Annotated in this window: 16 protein-coding genes and 1 tRNA gene; 7 read left to right on the top strand and 10 right to left on the bottom strand. The window is 47.0% G+C overall.

Translation table 11 applies throughout. The features are described from left to right. Window positions 1-72: 72 nt before the first annotated feature. The 3 genes from KH703_RS00995 to KH703_RS00985 form a co-directional block, all read right to left on the bottom strand. Entirely contained in the window at window positions 73-1296 is a 1224-nt protein-coding gene (locus tag KH703_RS00995) for a tyrosine-type recombinase/integrase (RefSeq protein WP_304293338.1), read from the bottom strand. Window positions 1297-1534: 238 nt separating this feature from the next. Next, window positions 1535-1610: transfer RNA gene (locus KH703_RS00990), tRNA-Lys, on the bottom strand. A gap of 256 nt (window positions 1611-1866) precedes the next feature. After that, window positions 1867-2682, bottom strand: coding sequence for a lipid-binding SYLF domain-containing protein (locus tag KH703_RS00985; RefSeq protein WP_298988162.1), 816 nt, complete (start codon window positions 2680-2682; stop codon window positions 1867-1869). A 108-nt stretch (window positions 2683-2790) separates the two neighbouring features. Between KH703_RS00985 and KH703_RS00980 the strand changes: the two genes are divergently transcribed. The 3 genes from KH703_RS00980 to KH703_RS00970 all read left to right on the top strand — a co-directional run bounded on the left by KH703_RS00980 (window position 2791) and on the right by KH703_RS00970 (window position 6238). Next, a complete protein-coding gene (locus KH703_RS00980) occupies window positions 2791-3603 on the top strand; it encodes a M23 family metallopeptidase (RefSeq protein ID WP_304293335.1) in 813 nt (270 codons plus the stop codon). A 25-nt stretch (window positions 3604-3628) separates the two neighbouring features. Beyond that, window positions 3629-5530 (top strand): hypothetical protein, encoded by a 1902-nt coding sequence (locus tag KH703_RS00975; RefSeq protein WP_304293333.1) that lies wholly within the window; start codon window positions 3629-3631, stop codon window positions 5528-5530. A gap of 144 nt (window positions 5531-5674) precedes the next feature. Next, window positions 5675-6238, top strand: coding sequence for a methylated-DNA--[protein]-cysteine S-methyltransferase (locus KH703_RS00970; RefSeq protein ID WP_304293331.1), 564 nt, complete (start codon window positions 5675-5677; stop codon window positions 6236-6238). Window positions 6239-7215: 977 nt separating this feature from the next. Here KH703_RS00970 and dapE read toward each other — a convergent pair. The 4 genes from dapE to KH703_RS00950 form a co-directional block, all read right to left on the bottom strand. Continuing rightward, a complete protein-coding gene (gene dapE, locus KH703_RS00965; protein ID WP_304293329.1) occupies window positions 7216-8394 on the bottom strand; it encodes a succinyl-diaminopimelate desuccinylase in 1179 nt (392 codons plus the stop codon). Window positions 8395-8409: 15 nt separating this feature from the next. Next, window positions 8410-9006 (bottom strand): LysE family translocator, encoded by a 597-nt coding sequence (locus KH703_RS00960; RefSeq protein WP_304293328.1) that lies wholly within the window; start codon window positions 9004-9006, stop codon window positions 8410-8412. A 677-nt stretch (window positions 9007-9683) separates the two neighbouring features. Continuing rightward, window positions 9684-10640: a hypothetical protein gene (locus KH703_RS00955; RefSeq protein WP_304293326.1), complete on the bottom strand. Its 957-nt coding sequence runs from the start codon at window positions 10638-10640 to the stop codon at window positions 9684-9686. An 11-nt stretch (window positions 10641-10651) separates the two neighbouring features. Further along, a complete protein-coding gene (locus tag KH703_RS00950; protein WP_304293324.1) occupies window positions 10652-11173 on the bottom strand; it encodes a hypothetical protein in 522 nt (173 codons plus the stop codon). Window positions 11174-11273: 100 nt separating this feature from the next. Between KH703_RS00950 and mobB the strand changes: the two genes are divergently transcribed. From mobB to KH703_RS00930, 4 genes are all read left to right on the top strand, one after another. Further along, window positions 11274-11771 carry a molybdopterin-guanine dinucleotide biosynthesis protein B gene (gene mobB / locus KH703_RS00945; RefSeq protein ID WP_304293322.1) on the top strand — a complete coding sequence of 166 codons (498 nt, stop codon included), beginning with the start codon at window positions 11274-11276 and terminating at the stop codon, window positions 11769-11771. A 1-nt stretch (window position 11772) separates the two neighbouring features. Then, window positions 11773-12621 carry a class 1 fructose-bisphosphatase gene (locus KH703_RS00940; protein ID WP_304293320.1) on the top strand — a complete coding sequence of 283 codons (849 nt, stop codon included), beginning with the start codon at window positions 11773-11775 and terminating at the stop codon, window positions 12619-12621. Next, a complete protein-coding gene (locus KH703_RS00935) occupies window positions 12621-12830 on the top strand; it encodes a hypothetical protein (protein ID WP_304293318.1) in 210 nt (69 codons plus the stop codon). The genes KH703_RS00940 and KH703_RS00935 overlap by 1 nt, the downstream gene beginning before the upstream one ends. A 469-nt stretch (window positions 12831-13299) precedes the next feature. Then, window positions 13300-13437 (top strand): hypothetical protein, encoded by a 138-nt coding sequence (locus KH703_RS00930; protein WP_304293317.1) that lies wholly within the window; start codon window positions 13300-13302, stop codon window positions 13435-13437. A 1150-nt stretch (window positions 13438-14587) separates the two neighbouring features. Here KH703_RS00930 and KH703_RS00925 read toward each other — a convergent pair. The 3 genes from KH703_RS00925 to gltX are packed head-to-tail and all read right to left on the bottom strand — an operon-like array spanning window position 14588 to window position 17848. Then, the gene (locus KH703_RS00925; RefSeq protein WP_304293315.1) at window positions 14588-16252 is read right to left on the bottom strand and encodes a lytic transglycosylase domain-containing protein; all 1665 of its coding nucleotides are present in this window, start codon (window positions 16250-16252) and stop codon (window positions 14588-14590) included. Beyond that, window positions 16249-16545, bottom strand: coding sequence for a YggT family protein (locus KH703_RS00920; RefSeq protein WP_304293314.1), 297 nt, complete (start codon window positions 16543-16545; stop codon window positions 16249-16251). The genes KH703_RS00925 and KH703_RS00920 overlap by 4 nt, the downstream gene beginning before the upstream one ends. Next, window positions 16532-17848, bottom strand: a complete 1317-nt coding sequence (gene gltX, locus KH703_RS00915; RefSeq protein ID WP_304293312.1) for a glutamate--tRNA ligase — start codon at window positions 17846-17848, stop codon at window positions 16532-16534. Before gltX ends, KH703_RS00920 begins: the two co-directional genes overlap by 14 nt. Between the last annotated feature and the right edge of the window lie 75 nt (window positions 17849-17923).

Genomic DNA, 17923 nt, shown 5'->3' with positions numbered 1-17923 from the left:
GGATGTATTCTGTTCAATCAACAACCGCGTAAACCTTCAAAGAAGCCATCCTTTTAGTTTGTTTTTACCTTCTTAAAATTTAAACCCCAACCCCTTTAAATAACCTAGCCACCATGTTAGAACCCTACGCGTATTCTCAATATTCGTAGCTTTGTTATAAATCTTTTGTATCTCTCTTTGTGCATGAAAAAGGGTGCGTTCAATGCTATATGGATCCAGCTTGTTCTCATGTATTTTCTCATATGCAAAGGTTTCTAGTATCTTTCTAAAAGAGTGAAAAACCAATCTATTCTTAGCTATTACGGGAGCATAGGTTTTAAGCGCTTTAACTAGAGTCATATCGCTTAGTACCTCTCCTTGCGTATTGGCGCATAGCAAGCAGCTACTATTATGAGCGTGTAACCTTTGCAGCCATTGCCCTACTTCTGTAGGAAGTCCCAGATGTTCATCTCCATTGCTTTTTACCTTATTTTCATCTTGCGGAAATAGTAAGTAGTATTCTCCATCATCACCTATTTTTAAATGCTCATGGGTTAAATTTCTTACATTTGAGCTTCTTAGCCCCGTAAGCAGTCCAAAGATCAAAGCGTTCTTAACGCCGATTTGGTAAGGATAGTTCATGATAAATTTAATAAGTACGGTTAAATCCAAGTCATCTTTTATATATGGGTATTCGCTACGGCGAGGTATATTATAAAAGTCCTTAAACACCTCTTCTGCAAATAATGGATTTTTAGAAATATCTCTTATGCGAGCATATCTGAATAGTCTTTTAATAAGTTTGAATAAAATTTCTAAGGAGGCGTATTTTTCATTATCGTAATAATAATCCAGTATCGGCATAATATCCTTTTTGCTTATCTTGTTTATATCTTTGTCGCAAATATCCCTTAAAGCTTTAAAGCTCATATCTCGTCTTTTAGAGGTTGCTAATGCGACGTTGCCGTTATGTCTGCAAAACTGTCTATAAACGCTTGCCAGAGTATTTTTAGCAGGGATCAGCTTAGTAGAATCATCTATCATTAAATCTTTAAGAGTTTCTTTGGCTTCGCTTAGACTTATCTCATCTACATTACCTAAAGACTTAATTAGCTTGCCGCCTAGCGAATAGTGGTAGTGCCTATGGATTGTTTGTATTCCCTTTTTAGTAAATGAGCGGTAAAATCTAACTGCTATATGCTCATCGATCATTTCTACCATAGTATTTTTGCGATGAGGCAGGGAGAAATTTCTGATGACTTTATCGGGATCTGTTTTAAAAGCTGGATCGTCTTTAATTTTAGAAAAAACCTTCATAACTGCTTGTCCTTTAAAATTTAATATAGTTTCATAGGACAAATTATAAAAGTTTCCAAAGAGCTTAGCAAGCTTAAGAGCTACTATACATTTTTTAATATATAGTAGTTTCTCTTAAACTGCCTGTATAATCTAGCGCTTTTAGCATTTGAAATTTTTTTGAAAAAATTTGAAAAAGCCGTAAAACAGGGCTTTTAAAAAAATCAAAAAACTAAAAATAGGGGGGAAATTTGATAGATGGTGTCCCGTGTAGGATTCGAACCTACGGCCGCCTGATTAAGAGTCAGATGCTCTACCAACTGAGCTAACGAGACAAGAACTATAATTGTAGTGATAAAAATATAAAAAACTGATTAAATTTTATAAAAATTTCGTTAAATTCCATAAAATTTTATTCGGTCTTTATATATCCAATAACTCATAAAAATTAAATAAAATACTTTAGTAAAGAATCAATAAATTTTTTTAAAAAATAACCTATGCGCTTCGATTTCACATCTAGGCGCTCTTGCACAAACTCAACGCAAAGCCAAAGCAAGAAGCCCCATAAGCGGGGCTTGGCTCGATAATTTATTTTGCTTTTTTAACCTTTTTGCTTCGCGTAGCCTTAGCGTGAGTTCTAGGAGAGCGGTTTGAGATGATCGGCTTACCATCAGGGTATTTTTTCTGCACGTGATTTACAGGTATCGCCGCACTGCTGCTAGCGCCGTATTTCTCGCCGTTTGTAAAATACTTCCTCATCACTTCTTTCCATCTTTTCGCGTATTTATTCGCGCGAGGAGAGTCATTTAAGATATCCTCGTAGTCGTAAATTCTCTCATAGAAGTCGTTAGTTAGTTGATCGTCGATAGTGATTCTGCCGTTGTCGATCGATACGCCTAGGTAGACGCCTGTTTGCTCGCCCGGACTTACCATCCATGCAGAGATATCAGGCAGATCGGTTGCGCGACCGGTTCTTCTACCTACGCCGCCTGCTGCGGCACCTACATTGATCTCAAGGGTGTCTGTGCCAGTAAAAATGTCTTGATATGACTTCGTAGTATGAAAGATCATAACGATGTCGCTCGTCTCGTAGCCTGCTTGTAAGCCCACGCCGTAGCCTTTATATTTGATAAAAATCGGTGAACTCCACTCGCCGTTCTCGCCTTTGACACTGAAAATTCCATCGCCGTATTGTAGCGATGCGCCCGCAGCTAGGCGTTTTACGTCGGTTAGGATTGCGACGGCTTTGGCGCTAGTCAGATAGCGCTCATCGGTGCCGAAGTTATTAGCCGCTACGAAAGATCTAACGACGTTAGTCGCCGCTATAACCTCTTGATTTGCCACGACGTCCGCGTGCAAAAGACCGCAAAGTGCAACAGATGCTAGAAGCAAAAACTTTTTCATCATTTAATCCTTTTAAAATTGAATTTTCGTTATTATAACAGCAATTTCATTTGTTTTAGCTAATTTTTAACAAAAAATTGATGAAAAATAACGAATTTTGGAAAATTTATGAAATTTCTAGCTATTTTTGCACTTTTGGCGATCAAAATTTTCGCTTTAGACATAGTAAACGGTGATGTCATAGTCTTAAAATTAGATAAAGGCACAACCGAGTTGAGCTTTGGCTCAAAGAAAATCCCCCTCATCGAGGCCCCAAATTCTAGCGATAAAATCGCCGTTCTGGCGGCAAACTACCGCGCTAAGGGGGATTTCGCGCTGCGGATAGTAGATCAAAGCGGCAGCCACGAGCAGATCGTCGCTTTGAAAAAGGGCGAGTATAAAAAAGAGGCTCTAAGCGTCGCTCCTGGTAAAGTTAAACCTCCAAAAGAAGCCGCCGCACGTATCAAAAAAGAGCTCGACGAAGCCAACGCGATCTATGCGATCACCACGCCGCGCTATCTTTTTTCCACGCCGTTTGAGCTGCCTTTAAACTCTAAAATAACCTCTGCATTCGGCAATGCCCGCACCTTTAATGGTGAGCTTAAAAGCTATCACAGCGGCACCGATTATCGCGCCGCGGTAGGCACTGCGGTGCGCGCAGCCAATGACGGCGTCGTAGTCATCGCCAAAGACCGCTACTACGCCGGCGGTTCGGTCGTGATCGATCACGGCGGCGGCATTTATTCGCAGTACTATCATCTAAGCGAGATCAAAGTGACGCTTGGCGATCACGTTCGCAAAGGCGATGAAATCGCGCTTTCGGGCGAGAGCGGTAGAGTTAGCGGTCCACATCTGCACTTCGGCATCGCGATCAACGGCGTGAGCGTCAATCCGCTAAGCTTCGTCGCTAAATTTAACGAAGTGGTTTTTGGCGAGCGCTAAAATGCCCTACAATCCGAAGGAGTTGATGAAAAAAATTCTCGCAGGCAGCGATTTTAAGCTAAAAGGCTCGCTCAAAGGTCGCGTGCGCGTCGCGAGTAGGGACGGAGCGATCGTAAATTTTACCGCTGCAGACTTCGGCGTGCAGAGCCTAAACGATAAAATTTCGCTCAGTGGCGAGCAGTTCGAGCGCTTTAGAGCTAGAATTTTTGGGATTTTAAACTCCGGTGGACGCGAGCTTGCAGGCAGACTCACTCTCTCTTCTACGCCTAAAAAGAAAGCCCGCGCAGATCGTCTCCGCACGGCGGATGGCTATGCGGAGTTTGACAGCGCCTGCGATTTTGGTAGCTTTTGCGGCGGAGATTCGGGCGCGGTTCCGTCCGAGGCTGGCGGCAGCTTGGCAAAGACTTCGTATGCTACAAACGCAAGGCGCGGCGAGCGAGATTTTTCTGCGCGCAGCGCTCAGAGTGCGCGAGATTTTGCTTCACGAGCAGAATTTCAAGATGCTTCGCAAGCAGAATTTTATGGCGTGGCTCAGGCGGAATTTTGCGCAGATACCGCGTGGGATACGACGCGCGAGAATTTAATTTTGCAAAATGACGCTGCGCAGGATGACATGAGCGTGGGGCTCGCCGCTAGTTTCGAAGAGAGCGCAAATGCGAGGAGTGAAAATTTTATACCACAAAACTCTGCGCCTACGAATTCTGCTAAAGGGCAAAGCTTCGTTCCTGCATCGCGAAATTTTATTTCCGCGCAAAGCTCTGCGCTCGTGAAAGATTCCGTATTTGGGGCGCAAAATTCTAATTTTATGGCGCAAACGGAGAATTTTGCAGCTGACAATTCGTTTGTAGCAGAGCAGGACGCGGACTTACGAAGTAAAAATTCTACGGCACAAAGCTCTGCATCAAAAAATTCTACTTTCGCAAATTCTGCGCTTGATATAAAGTGCGCAAATGATTGCAAGCCTCAAGGCTCCGAGTTTTCCAAGGGGCAAAGCGCTAATTTCGCTGGCCGCCGCGCCGCAAATTTTGCCTTAGAAAATGCCTCGGAATTTACGCCTCAAGATGAGAATTGCGTTGGTGAGAATTCCGCGTTTTTGGCAAAAGGGCAAAATTACGCGCCCGAAAATTCCGACGAGCAAAATTTAGCACAGAAAAGCTCCGCACAAGAGCGACATCCTTTAAATTTGCCGCCGCAAGCGGGAAATAAATTTGTGCCCGAATTTGAGCAATCCGCGCAGCCTGAGTTAACGGGTGAGAATTCTACGTTTGCTTCTTCTATGGCGAAGGGGGCGCTTGGTGATGAGCCTGCGTCTGCAGCTTTTGGGAGCGAATCAACTTTTGCGGCCAAGCCAGTAAATTTTTATGATAAACCTGCGCGCAAAGCGCCTACGAAAGAGCGCGCGAGCCTTCGAGAGCGTCCGCAGGCTCTGCCTATTGCAAGCACTTCGCGTCCTATCTCGCTACCGCAAGCATCTAGAGCTAGGCTCATCGAGCTTAAGCCGCGTTTCATAGGTATCGCGCATAGGATTAAAATTTCGTTTTTGAAAAAGAACGCGAGCGAGCCCGGCGAGGGGGTTTTGGCGCGCGTTCGTATTCCGCTTTTGATGGAAAATTTCGGTCTTAATGATATTTTGTCGTCCACGGCGAGCTACCAAATGGCGAAAAAAATGGTGCGCACGATCGCTGATCTTTACATCGCCAAGGACCTGCGCGGCGTGCACATAGGCGTGCCAGTACGCCTTGAAATGGGCTTTAAAAGCGGTATCTCCGACGTCAGCAACCACGCCTTTATCTTTAAGCTCATCGAGGACAGCCTCGTCAAAAACGGCGTCATCGACGACGACAATGCAGATATCGTGCGCGAGATCAAGCTCTTTAAGCAGGACGTTTTCGACGGGGTTTTGGTAAACCTCGTGCGGTTTGAGTAGAGGCTTTGCGGCGCCTCGCGTGTAAATTTTAAAAAATTCGCGTTACCGCATGAAATTCCATCGTTTTCGAGCTCTAGCTCGCACCGCAACAAGCGCTTTTTAAAATTTTTTTGATCAAACCAGCAAAAATTTGAAAGGATTGAGATGCAAAAAGCCTTTTTTAATTCGCCTATTGGGATGCTTGAAATTCGGGATGACGAGATCGGGATCTGCAGTATCGACTGGGTCAAAAGCTCTGTCTGCGGGCCCAATGATGAGATCTTTAAAAAGCACGACGCAGAGCTTAAATTCGGCTTTGTGCGTGCAGCGGATGATAAAGGACGCGATTTAAAGCTTAGTGATTTAAGAAAAAATTTGGCTCTTTGCGCCGACGAGCTTGGCGCATATTTCAGGGGCGAGCTTGAAAGCTTTAGCGTTAAACTGAGCCAAAATGGCACGCAGTTTCAAAAGTCCGTGTGGAGCGCGCTTTTAGAGATCCCTTATGGTGAGGTCGTAACATACGGCGAGCTAGCCCGGGCTATCGGCAGACCGCACGCAAGCCGCGCAGTAGGCGGCGCAAACGGCAAAAACAAAATTCCCATCATCGTGCCGTGCCACCGCGTCGTAGCTGCGGGCGGGCTCGGCGGATACAGCGGCGCGGGCGGTGTAGCTACCAAAGCGTGGCTACTAAACTTTGAAAGAGAAAGCTTAGCCAAATTGGGCAAGTAAAATTCCGTTAAATTATGCCTTGCAGGCACAGCGCTGATTTTAAAATTTTACCGCGAGACGCTTTTAAAATCCTAACTTTAAATTTATCGCGCCGCAGACGCTTGTTATGAGCGGCTGAAATTTTTCGCGGCGGTAAAATTTAGCCTTGCGAAATTCTGCGCTGAAGTTCTTCGATAAATTTTCATATTGCGTGCATTTAGTGCGGCAGCGCGTAAAGCAGCAAAATTTTGAATCCCTTTCGTGAAAATAGGCAAGGAAGCAAGGTTTTGCAGCAGAATTTTGCATAGCCTAAAAATTCTATGCTGCCGCGTCGTACGGGTAAAATTTCACATCGCCGTATCAAAGCAAAGTAAAATTCTTAAATTGCGCTTGCCGAAGCGGGGTAAAATTTCCACAGAAGTGGTAAGGCGGGGCGGAATTATCTCAGCGGCAACGTGACTAAGTAAAATTTTATAAATCCACGAAGCGGGCGGTATCCCAGCAGAAACGGCATTGTCTTAGCAAGCTTCTTGCGTAAGCAGCGAGCGCGCCAAAGATAAAATTTTTCGCGGAGGCGCCAAAGTACAGCAGTATGCTACTAGAGACACCTGGCGAAGATGAAATTTTACGCGAAGAGAGCGAGGGAAATTTTGCGCAAAGACCGCGCTATTTGCTGAAATTCGCGTAAAAGTAGTATTCTTTTAAAAAATTCCTAGCAGCGGTAGCGTTCGTTGTCAAAGCTCGCCTTTGAGGTGGTGGCGTTTTGCTAAGGCTTCTTGCGAAATCGACGTTGCATAGCAAAGTAATTGTAAAAGCGGCAAGCGTGCTGCAGATGAAATTCTTAACAAAAGTGGCATATCAGAGCGAAATCCCATTCAAAATCACGGCAGAGATAAAATTTGCCAAGCAACTACGAGCGAAAACCCCGGCAAATTCAGCAAAGTTTGGGTAGAACGCAGAATTTTATTAAATCTACGTAGCTTTGCCAAATCCCTAAATTAGTCGAAATTTTCTATCAGATCGCTAAAAATTTTAGCTAGATTTTCGACATCACTAATCTCTACTCGTTCGTTGATCTGATGGATCGTGTCGTTTCGCACGCCAAACTCCGCCGTCTCCACGCCAAACTCCGCGAAGTATCTCGCATCGCTCGTGCCGCCTGCGGTGTTTAGCTCGGCTGCTGCGCCGCAGATCTTCTGCACGCTAGCGCTTAGTTTTTGCACGATTTTGGAGTTTCGCTGAGTTAAAAAAGGCTTTGAGGAGCTTTTTAGCGCAAGGTGTAGCGACGCGCCTGCTCGCAGCTGCGCGGTGCAGCTCATTTCTAGCTTGCCGCAGGATTCGCTTTCGCTGCATAGCGCATCTTTAGCGTCCAGTTCAAATAACCTCAGTACGTAGTCTCGCACGTCCTCTAGCCCCAGCCCTACGCCACCGCGGACGTTAAACATCACGCGCACGTCCTTGGGTGTTACGTTTACTACCTGCGAACCGCCGCGAATGTCGGTGATGACTATCTTAGCCGAAGCGAAATCCTCGCTACCCGCGTCCAGATCATGCCCCGCAAGACTTGCAAGCACCGGCGCTAAAATGTGGACAGGATTGATGCATTTATCTGGGTAGGCTGCGTGCCCGCCGATACCTGTGAGCGTGAGGACGCCGTTAATCGAGCCGCGACGACCAATCTTAATGGTATCACCGAAGCGCACTTCGCATGTAGGCTCCGCAACGATTGCGAAGTCGGGTAGGGCACCTTGCTCGCGTAATTTAGAAAGCATTTCGCGCGTGCCATAGATGCCGTCACCCTCCTCATCGCTGGTTAGCAGCAGGCTAAGCGTGCCGTCAAAGCTCTGCGCGGATGCAAGCGCGCAGATCGCCGCTGCGATGCCGCTTTTCATATCCTGCGCGCCGCGCCCGTATAAAAAGCTCTCCACTTCCACCGGTTTAAACGGATCGCTCGCCCAGCCCTCACCCGGCGGCACGACGTCGATATGCCCGGCAAAGCATAGATGCGGACCCTGTCCGAAGCGCTTGGTAAAAATCGCGTTAGTTACGCCGTTTAGCTCGAATCTATCCTCGCTAAAGTCTGCCAGCAGCATTGAGACGTAGTTGAAAGCTCCGTCGTCGCTAGGTGTGAGCGAGCGGAATTTGATGAGCTCTTTTAGAATTTCAATCGGTTTCATAAGCCTTCCTTTGGTTTAAATTTTAGCGAAAATTATAGCGTATAAAAGCTTTAGCGCAAAAAATACCAAAATAAACGCCGAGATATATGCAAACGCCCGCACTATCATGTTTGGAAGCTTGCTGCGAGCTAGATATATCGCAAGCGGAAAAAGCGTGATCCAAGCTAAAATTCCGCTTACAAGCCCCGCAAGAGCAAGCGCGAAATTTGCTCGCGCGGTGCCGGCAGAGACACTGAGCCAAAACATAATGACGTATGGATTTAATAAATTTATTAAAAAGCCTTTGCCGTAAAGCGCCGCGCCTGAGCAAGCCTCGACGCTCGCAGGCTGCACCGAGCTAGTCGCGCCATGCCATATCGCGTATGCCGTGTAGAGTAAAAAGCATGCGCCAAATACCGATATGCAGGTAAAAACGATCGGGATTTTGGCTAACTGCGATATGCCGAACGCCGATAGCGCCAGATAGAGCATATCCGCGCTCATGGCGCCGAGGCCCAAGCACAGCGCCTGGGTGTAGCTTCGCAGCGCATAGGACATTATCAGCACGTTTACCGGGCCGATCGGCACGCTAACGCCCAGTCCCAGTAAAATGCCGCTAATGAAAGCTTGCAAATATTGCTCCTTTAGGGATTACTGTTTTTTAGTAAATTTAGAGTGAAATTTCACTTTGAAATTTTATAAAAAATTATTTTAAAATTCCGCTTTTAAATTCTATAAAAATCCTATTTTTAAACCCTACTCAGAAAATTCTGCCGTCCGTAGAGTATTATATTAAAATTTTGCTTTGGAATTTCATTTAAAATTCCGCATAAAATTTATGCAAAATTTCACCCTAGCTCGCGCGAATCTACCGCTGTTATGCTAAATTCCATAAGATTACGCGCAGCTTGCGAAATTCGCGCAATTCCTATGAATGATTTACGACGAATACGCGCGGAACGTGCTAACGACTCGCTTTAAAATGCAGCAAAATTTTAAATCTCTTGGCATAGTGATCAGAAACTTGTTGCATTTAAAATTTTCGCGTAACCTCACCTAATTTTAAACATCCAAGATGCGAAACGCTTGCAGAGCCTATCGCAGCGAAATAGATTAAAACGCCAGGATCGCACTATAAAAAATTTATTCGTGCATATTAAATGTATCATCAAAGCCGCCACCGCTGCTCATAAAATTTATTCACGCATCATTCTAAATAACGCTGTAGCCCTATATCACATCCGAGTGCAAAATTTTCGCGCGCGTAAACCTAGTCGGAATTTCACCAAGGTGCGCGCATTTTAAAGTACCTATTTAAAAAGCCCTTTGATCTTGCCAAAAAGCGACTTCTCGCCGCCTGCGGAGGTTTCGTCTTTATGATCTTCTGCGGCGGAATTTTCGCTGCCGCCTTCTATCATATCGCCGCTGCAAGGGACGGAGTTCTCGCCGCTTGCCTTCATTGCGCCGCCATCCGCCTCCATTGCACTGCCGCCGCCCGTTGCATTGGCGCCGCGCGAGACAGAATTCCCGCTGCCCGTCGTACCGCCTCCGCCTGCCTTATCTCGCTCTATCGCTTCGCCGATCTGCTGCGCGGCGATTTCAGCATAGATCAGCGCGCCCTGCGTATCGCAATTAAAAAGATTTGAAAACGACTCGGACCTATTCAGATCGATCGGATTGGGCTCAACCACCTCGGTAGCCTCAAGCAGCCCTACTCCAAGCTCCCCAGCCAAATTTAGCGCGTTTAAAAACACGGGCAAATTCTGCGCGTAAAACTCATCTATCGCCTCTTTTATCTCGCCGTCCGCTTCGTAATCGCGCAGCAGTTTCTGCACGCCATCGGCGCCAAGGTACGCGCCGCAGCAGTAGTTTTCGATGATCTCGTTGTGAATTTGCCCGCTAAACTCCGCTAAAAATTCCGCCGGTAAAACCTCGCGCCAATCGCTTATGTAAGGTTTAAATTTAAAGCTTTGCGCCGCCAAAAAGCTAAACGCCGTGCCGCGCGTGTAAAAATACTCTCTAAAATAGCCCTGCGCCACGGCGAGGTGAAATCCATGCGTTTTATTAAAAATGCCCCCTGTGCCGTACTGCAGCGCCGAGCGGAAGCCATCCGCGTATTTTTCTACATAAAATTCATCCACCCCCGCTTCGCGCGCGATTTGGGCGATAGCCTCAAAATCGCCCTTCTGTGCGAGCTTTAGCGGCTTAAAATACCACTGCGAAATTTCATCTTTGCCGATCGCGTGATAGCTTATGTCGTAGCCCACCCTCTCCCCTTTTAATCTTTCAGATCGATCTGCGGCTGCCAATACAGCGACTTTGAAATTTTACGAAATTTCATCGTGGCACCCAGACCATTTGAGGTGCGGTAGCTAAGCACCAACTCGTCCTTATCGCTCTTAGGCGCGGTGATCTTGTAACGGCTCGCCCACGCGATCTTAAAAAGCTCCTTTTGCAAAAGCGGATCGCCGTCGTGCAGCGGCGTTACGTTTGCGTTTGCGCCGTTGATCTGCACCGCGAGGATCTGAATCTCTTTAGGATAGGAGGTGAGCAAAAATACCTCGTCTCCAGCGGCGTTTCTAAGCTCGGGCGCGACGGGATTTAGATAGGTCGCCACTGCCAAATAGCGATCGCCCGCGCGCACCGATTCAAATTTTTGCGTATAAGCAAGAAACTCGTTTTTAAGCGGATCATGACGGGGATCGTTTGCGGAGCAGGAGTTTAAAAATAGCGCTAGCGCGGCTAAGAACGAGCCTTTTAGCAAGCCGTTTATCGCGCCGCTAAAATCAAATTTCTTCATCGATCTTCCTTTGAAATTTTAGGCGCATTTTAACGAATTTTGCTTTTTAAAAGGCTAAATTCGCTACAATCTGCTCATCTTAAAAAGCCGGATTTTAAAAATGAAAAGACTTGCTATCGCATTTTCAGGCCCTTCCAACAGCGGCAAAACGACGCTAATCTGCAAGATCGCTAAAATTTTTATCGCTAGCGGCCTGCGGACTGCGATCGTAAAGCACGATCCCGGCGATAAGGCGCGTTTCGACGTAGAGGGCAAGGACAGCGCCAAATTTAGCGAGCTAGGCGCCGAGACCGTCGTGATGAGCCCGACGCGGACGAGCTATTTTTCGCAGCGCTGTATGCAGATTGACGAGGTCGTGCGGATGCTCGGAGACTTCGATATTTTGCTCGTAGAGGGGCTAAAGACGCTGCCACTGCCGCGTATAAGCCTGTTTCGCGACAAGATCGACGAGACGTATCTGCCATTTTCGGACGCGATCGCTTCAAATTTAAGCGGCGAGCAGATGGATAAGTTTTGCCCGGTAAATTTCGACATCGACGACGCTGCGGGCATTAGCGAATGGATCTTAAAAAACGCCAAAAAAAATGTAAAGGAATAAAATGCAAGAGATCGTAAAATCAATCCAAAATATCGCGCTACAAATCGCCGAGGAGCTGAAATACGCGGACTTCGGCTACACAGATCATCACAATAGCACGGGCGATACGCAGCTCAAACTCGACGTAAAAAGCGACGCCATAATCGAAGCGGAATTTCGTAAAAATCCGCTCGTACGCGCCCTAATTAGCGAGGAGAAAGATGAAATTTTAACGCTGCGAGAGGACGCGCGCCTAATCGTCGCTTACGATCCGCTCGACGGCTCGAGCTTGGTGGATGTAAATTTCGCCGTGGGCTCGATATTTGGCATCTACGAGGATGAAATTTCGCCCGCAAACTTAAAAGCGGCGATCTATTGTATCTACGGGCCGCGCCTTGAGATGGTCGTTTGCGAGGACGCGCCGAAGCTCTACCGCCTAAATCGCGAGGGCGAATTTAGCTTCGTAAAAGACCTGCGCCTACAGCAAAAAGGCAAGCTAAACGCCACGGGTGCAACGCAAAAGGGCTGGAGCGAACCGCACCGAAAGCTCGTGCGGACGCTGTTTGATGAGGGCTACCGCCTGCGATACAGCGGCGCGATGGTGAGCGACCTGCATCAAATTTTATTAAAAGGCGGCGGACTTTTCAGCTACCCCGCTACTAGCGATCATCCGCGCGGCAAGCTTCGCGTAACCTTCGAAGTGCTGCCGTTTGCGTTTATCTTCGAGCGCGCAGGAGGCGCTACCAGCGACGGCACGAACGACTCGCTTTTGGATCTTAAGATTGAAAAAATCCACCAAAGCAGCCCTTGCTTTTTCGGCTCGAAGTACGAGATCGCGAAGATGCATGAAATTTACGGCGAGAAAAACTGATGGCTGATACCCAGAGCAGCGCGCCGCGCGACGTTTACGACGAAATTTTGGATAAAAGCTTAGCCGCGCTGCAAGCGTGCCAGGCAGAGCACAACCTCACCAGCTGCCTAGAGTGCGAGAACCTGCTAGATTGCGCGGTACGTGACAAATACGTCAAGGCGGTTTATGAGAGCATGTCGCACGGCGCTACGGGGGATTTTTCGTTTTAAAACGTACTTTTGCGGCGTGATGGGGATTTTTGACGGACTTTGGCATAAATGCACCCTGCCGCCTTCCTCTTGCGGGCGCGTAATTTTTATGAAGTGAGCTTTGCGTGCAAGATCTCTGCAAACCAAGCTGCGACGCGGAATTGCTCTGCGGTGCAGATTTAATACGGCTGCGCGCAGGTTCTTGCTTTGCAGTGTAAAATTTGCTCCGCTGCGAAACGATAAAATTTACGGCGCGATTTGGCGTCGTGGCGAGATATGCTCTGCGGCACGTCTGTTTTGCGGACCAGGTTTTGCGGCGGCCGATAAAATTTAAAATGAGGGCGTAGCCAAATTGCGGACGCGCGGCTAAATTTAAAGCGGGCGCACGATTAAATTTCAGGCGCCACGGCTGGATTTTAAAATTTGCGGATAAAATTTTAAGGCGCGAAATTTCACTTCGCAAAATTTTATCTGCGATCGTGAGCCGTTTGTGAGCGCGGATACACGAAATTTCGTAAAGCAAAATTTCGGCGGGTTAAATTCTACCGCCGCGATCTTTAAATTTACGCGACTAAAAATTGCCGACTTGCGCGAGCCGCCGTTCGTCACCGATCTTTTGCCGGTTTAAATTTTGCCTTGCGAAATTTGGCTCGCAAACTTAGCGGCGCAGGCGAGACGGCGGATTTTGCCTCGCCAAATTCGAGCCGTAAATTTAAACCGCGATCCGTGCGTTAAAATTTAAAAGCTAAATTTGAAGTCTAGTGAGCGGGTCCGCCGCACGAATGCTCGTATAAATTTCAAGCACATAATGCTCATATTGAAATTTTGCGACTGAGCGTGTATGTGAAGCGCTCGTTAAAATTTCGAAGCCAAGCGCGCTACTACGCTTGCGTTAAAAATTTAAAAGCCCAAGCATATGTGACCCGTATGTTAAAATTTAAAAGCTAAGGCGCATACGGCAGCGCTTGCGTTAAAAATTTAAAACAAATCTCCAAGTGCGCAAAATTCGGAATGCAAAATTGCTCCGTAACCAGTATAGAATTCGAAAGTTGCGGTGTTGGTCGGGTAGAATTTTAAATGTCGTAACTCTAAATTTTATGACAAGTAAAATTTTAAGCAAAGCCACCACCATGCCGCCGATCGCAAAGATAAAGGTTAAATTTTAGTGCGAGCAAAATTTAAGATCTGGGATTTAGAGCTTTTATAGTATAAAATTCCGCTCGAGTGCTCTGTCCTAAAATTTTACGACGCTCAATTTTAATTTTATGCCACTTAAAGTTCTACATTCGAGCGCTAATCTAAAATTTAATCGCTCACAAAACGCCGCGATAAAATTTCAATAAATTTTAGATTTCAAAGCTCGTTGCCCCAGAAATAAAGCTCGAAAAAAGCAAGCGCAAAGATAAAAAACAATATCAGCGCCGCCCCGCCCACTCGGACGTAGCTATCGTCTCCTACGCCGAATTGCACGCAATACGCACGCCATAAAAAACAAACAAGCCGCTAAATTTGCGGAGCGCTTCTTTTCGTCTTTCAATGACGATACGCACAAAACGGCGGCTATTATGAGAACTACGGTCGCGATAATTTGCATGGTGCGTTACCTTTCGTGTAAAGCGGGAAATAGCCGTTATTTGGCGTTAAGAGATGAAATTTCGCCGTTTTGATCTGCTCGTTCAAGCTCTTGGCAGGCAAATTTTGCGCTTTTGTTGAAGCGACGGCTTTTAAAATTCTTCGCTCGCTGCCTCTTAAAATCATCCCCCAAGCCCGCTGCCGGCTTAGCGGAAGCTATAGCTTCTACTCGGTATCAGCAGATCTTGCAGCTCCTGTTGCACCGAGACTTTCGCGCGCGGATCGAGGATCTGCGAGTAGATGATAAAATTTGCGAGCACCTTTTTACCGTAGTCCCTACTCTCGGCATACGGCACGAGCTCCATGCTAAGCCACGGCTCAAATTTGCCTTTATTAAACATATCGCCGCGTTGAAGCATCTTTTTGACGAGCCCGAGCCCGCCGTTGTAAGCGTATGCGATGAAAACCGGGCTGTAAATTTTACGCTCTAACCAGTCGATGTGGATGTTAGCGAAGCGGTAGGCGACCTCCGGACGGAACATATCGTCTTGATCGAAGCCGTCGATTTTGAGTTGCTTTTTGCCGATCTCGTTAGCCAAAAACGGCATAAACTGCATCATTCCAAGCGCATACGAGGTAGAAACCGATGCGGGCACGAAGCGGCTTTCTTGGCGGGCGAGCGCCAAAATTAGCGCCTTGCGGCGGTTGTCGCCATCGCCGATGTATTCCATAAACGGCGTTGGATAGAAGTTATCCTTGCCGCCGCTTGCTTTATTCATAATGTATGAGTACTCGCCGATGCTTTGCTTGGTGTCGAATTTTTTGGCAAATTCCAAAAGCTGCGGGCGTGACATCCGATCAGCGCTATTTTTCGTGCGAACCCAAGCGAAAGGATCGGTGATATCGTAGCCCTCGATGGAATTTTTAGCGGGATTTGGGATGATGATGTTTAAATTCCTATCTCCTAAGACCTCCTTGGCATAAAGCGCGTAGAGGCTGTAGTATTCGCTGCTAGCAAGCTGGCGCAAGACATTTTGATCTCCATTTAGCAGGTAGATCCAAAATTTCGCATTGTGCACATCGTGAGGTTTCTCAAAGCTCGTAGCCGCGCGGCTAAAAAACGCAAGCGCAGCCCCTTCATCGCCCTGCATGACGGCATTTACGCCCAGCATAAACGCTACGTCCTTCTCCACGGCTAGTGGATCGACGCCCGTAAGCGAGCGGCGCAAGTGCGGGTATTTGCGGTTGATTAGCGCGTCGTTAAGAACCGCTTTGAAGCCTTTTTGTGAAGCCAGTTCGCTTACGAAGGCTGCGTCGGCGTCGATGTCTATCAGAGCGTCCTTGCCCGCACCTTTTAAGTAGTCGTAATATAAAAAGTAGTTTTGCGCATTGCGGCTCTGCATAAAATACTCGCTCGGATTTTCGTCGTTAAATCCGCGCAGTAAATTTACGGCGTTTCTACTTGCCGCGTCTTGGTACTTTTCAAGCTGCGAAGCGAGCGTCTCGCGCACCGACGGGCTTAGCTTGGCGATAAAATTTGGATAGGAGCGCGCCTTTTTGCAGGTTAAATTTGCATCTAAAATATTTGCCGCCGTTACTCCTGCGCAGCGATCCGGACGCTTAGGAGCTTTGGCGACGCCGAAAATTCTATCTAGCTTCTCTTTTAGTTTGCCCTTGTAGCGAAAGATGCTCTGTTTTAAAGTTCTAATCTCCGCTTTGTTGTATTTTGTCTCATCTATTAGGCGATAGATGTAATAGTCCTTGGCTAGGGATTTGGGCTCGTCTTTGATCTGTTCGTAGCTTAAAATTTTACCGATACTTGCGGCGCACAGTAAAGTTAAAATAAGGCAAAATTTACAGATGGCTCTCAAAGAACGCTCCTATTTAGAATATAAATTATCATATTATCAAAAAACATTAAAACAAATAAAATCACTAACGGCGAAAGATCAAAGCCGCCGAAAGTCGTAGGCAGATAGCGGCGCACCAGCGCAAAAGCAGGCTCAGTAAGCGCAGAGATCGCGCGGACGATTTTATAAAATTTACCGAACGGATTTGGGCGGATGAAACTCAAAACGCAGGCGACGAAAATTAGCATCATATAAGCTTGAATCACGTAGTGAATACTCACTAAAATGCCGTAAAATACGCTATTTAGTAGCATCAAGTATCTCCTTTAAATCAGCGCGGATCAGCGGATACAGCTCGCTAAGCTCCGGACCGTGAGGCACGCCGGTCAGTAAAAACCTAAGCGGCATAAACAGGCTCTTGCCCTTTAAATTTGTAGCTTGCGAAAGTGCCGCTTTGAAATCATTAAATTCCATTGGACCGCCGTTTGAGCTTAATAAATTTAAGATCGCCTCTCGCAGCGCCTGCGCCTGCGCCGCCCACTCCTGCGGGATATCTTTCGCGCCGTAGATCGCTGCGATCTTTTCTTTGATACGTGGGATCAGGCTCGCTTCTTGAGTGTAAAATTTTATCAAAGGCGCAAATTTTGGCTCAAGCTCAAAAAGCTCAGCCAGGCGCTGCTCGCTCGCTCTTTTGATATGCTCGCGGTTTATAAAGGCGAGTTTGTCCTCGTCAAATTTCGCCGGGCTTTTTGAAATTTTAGCGATATCGAAAAACTCCACCGCCTCATCCATGCTAAAGACTTCTCGCGGCGTTTTGTTGCCCAGCAGGATCAGATAATTCGCGATCGCCTCGGGCAGGTAGCCGCTTTGAAGCAGCCATTTTACCGAGGAGCTATCCTCGCGCTTGCTCATCTTTTTGCCTTCGGAATTTAATATGATCGGCAGGTGCGCGTATTTGATCTCGCCGTCGTAGCCGAGGCTTTGGCGAATCCAGTTTTGCTTCGGGGTGTTTGAGACGTGATCCTCGCCGCGGATTACGAAGCTCACGCCCTGCATCATATCGTCGCAGGCGCAGGCGAAGTTATAAGTCGGTGTCTTGTCCGCGCGCATGATGACGAAGCTGTCGATGTTCTGCGGCTCAAATGCAATACGACCCTTGATCGCGTCGGTAAATTCCAGCACGTGATCAGGTTTTTTAAGGCGGATAGTAAAGGGCTTGCCGCAGTTTAGAACCTCTTCGTCGCTTAAATGCTCGCAGTGCCCATCGTAGCGGTACGCCTCGCCTGCGTCCTTAGCGGCTTGCTTTTTCGCCTCAAGCTCCTCCTCGCTGCAAAAACAGCAAAACGCTTTTTTCTCAGAGAGTAGCTTGGCAGCGAATTGGCGGTGGAATTTTAAATTTTTGCTTTGATAATACAGGCTCTGCCACGAGATGCCAAAGCGCTTTAAAATTTCGATGATCTCTTGATCTTTGCCTTCGATATTGCGCGCAGTGTCGGTATCCTCGATGCGTAAAATGAAGCCGCTTTTATCCTGCAGCGAGCAGATGTAGTTAAAAATAGCCGCGCGTAAATTTCCGATATGCATATCGCCGGTGGGCGACGGAGCGAAGCGATACAATTTAGGTCCTTTGGGTTTAAATTTAAGCTGGGATTATACTTTTTACTTCCTAATAAAAAGCAAAAACAAAGCAAA

The organism is Campylobacter gracilis (assembly GCF_018374135.1).
GTDB classification, from domain to species: Bacteria; Campylobacterota; Campylobacteria; order Campylobacterales; family Campylobacteraceae; genus Campylobacter_B; species Campylobacter_B gracilis_A.
The sequence above is the reverse complement of the archived record's forward strand: the minus strand, read 5'-3'. Positions and strand labels throughout refer to the sequence as shown.

Excerpts from the sequence above, each read along its gene's own strand:
- KH703_RS00995 (WP_304293338.1), bottom strand. The coding sequence starts at position 1,296 with ATGAAGGTTTTTTCTAAAATTAAAGACGATCCAGCTTTTAAAACAGAT.
- KH703_RS00985 (WP_298988162.1), bottom strand. The coding sequence starts at position 2,682 with ATGAAAAAGTTTTTGCTTCTAGCATCTGTTGCACTTTGCGGTCTTTTG.
- KH703_RS00980 (WP_304293335.1), top strand. The coding sequence starts at position 2,791 with ATGAAATTTCTAGCTATTTTTGCACTTTTGGCGATCAAAATTTTCGCT.
- KH703_RS00975 (WP_304293333.1), top strand. The coding sequence starts at position 3,629 with ATGAAAAAAATTCTCGCAGGCAGCGATTTTAAGCTAAAAGGCTCGCTC.
- KH703_RS00970 (WP_304293331.1), top strand. The coding sequence starts at position 5,675 with ATGCAAAAAGCCTTTTTTAATTCGCCTATTGGGATGCTTGAAATTCGG.
- dapE (WP_304293329.1), bottom strand. The coding sequence starts at position 8,394 with ATGAAACCGATTGAAATTCTAAAAGAGCTCATCAAATTCCGCTCGCTC.
- KH703_RS00950 (WP_304293324.1), bottom strand. The coding sequence starts at position 11,173 with ATGAAGAAATTTGATTTTAGCGGCGCGATAAACGGCTTGCTAAAAGGC.
- mobB (WP_304293322.1), top strand. The coding sequence starts at position 11,274 with ATGAAAAGACTTGCTATCGCATTTTCAGGCCCTTCCAACAGCGGCAAA.
- KH703_RS00940 (WP_304293320.1), top strand. The coding sequence starts at position 11,773 with ATGCAAGAGATCGTAAAATCAATCCAAAATATCGCGCTACAAATCGCC.
- KH703_RS00935 (WP_304293318.1), top strand. The coding sequence starts at position 12,621 with ATGGCTGATACCCAGAGCAGCGCGCCGCGCGACGTTTACGACGAAATT.
- KH703_RS00920 (WP_304293314.1), bottom strand. The coding sequence starts at position 16,545 with ATGCTACTAAATAGCGTATTTTACGGCATTTTAGTGAGTATTCACTAC.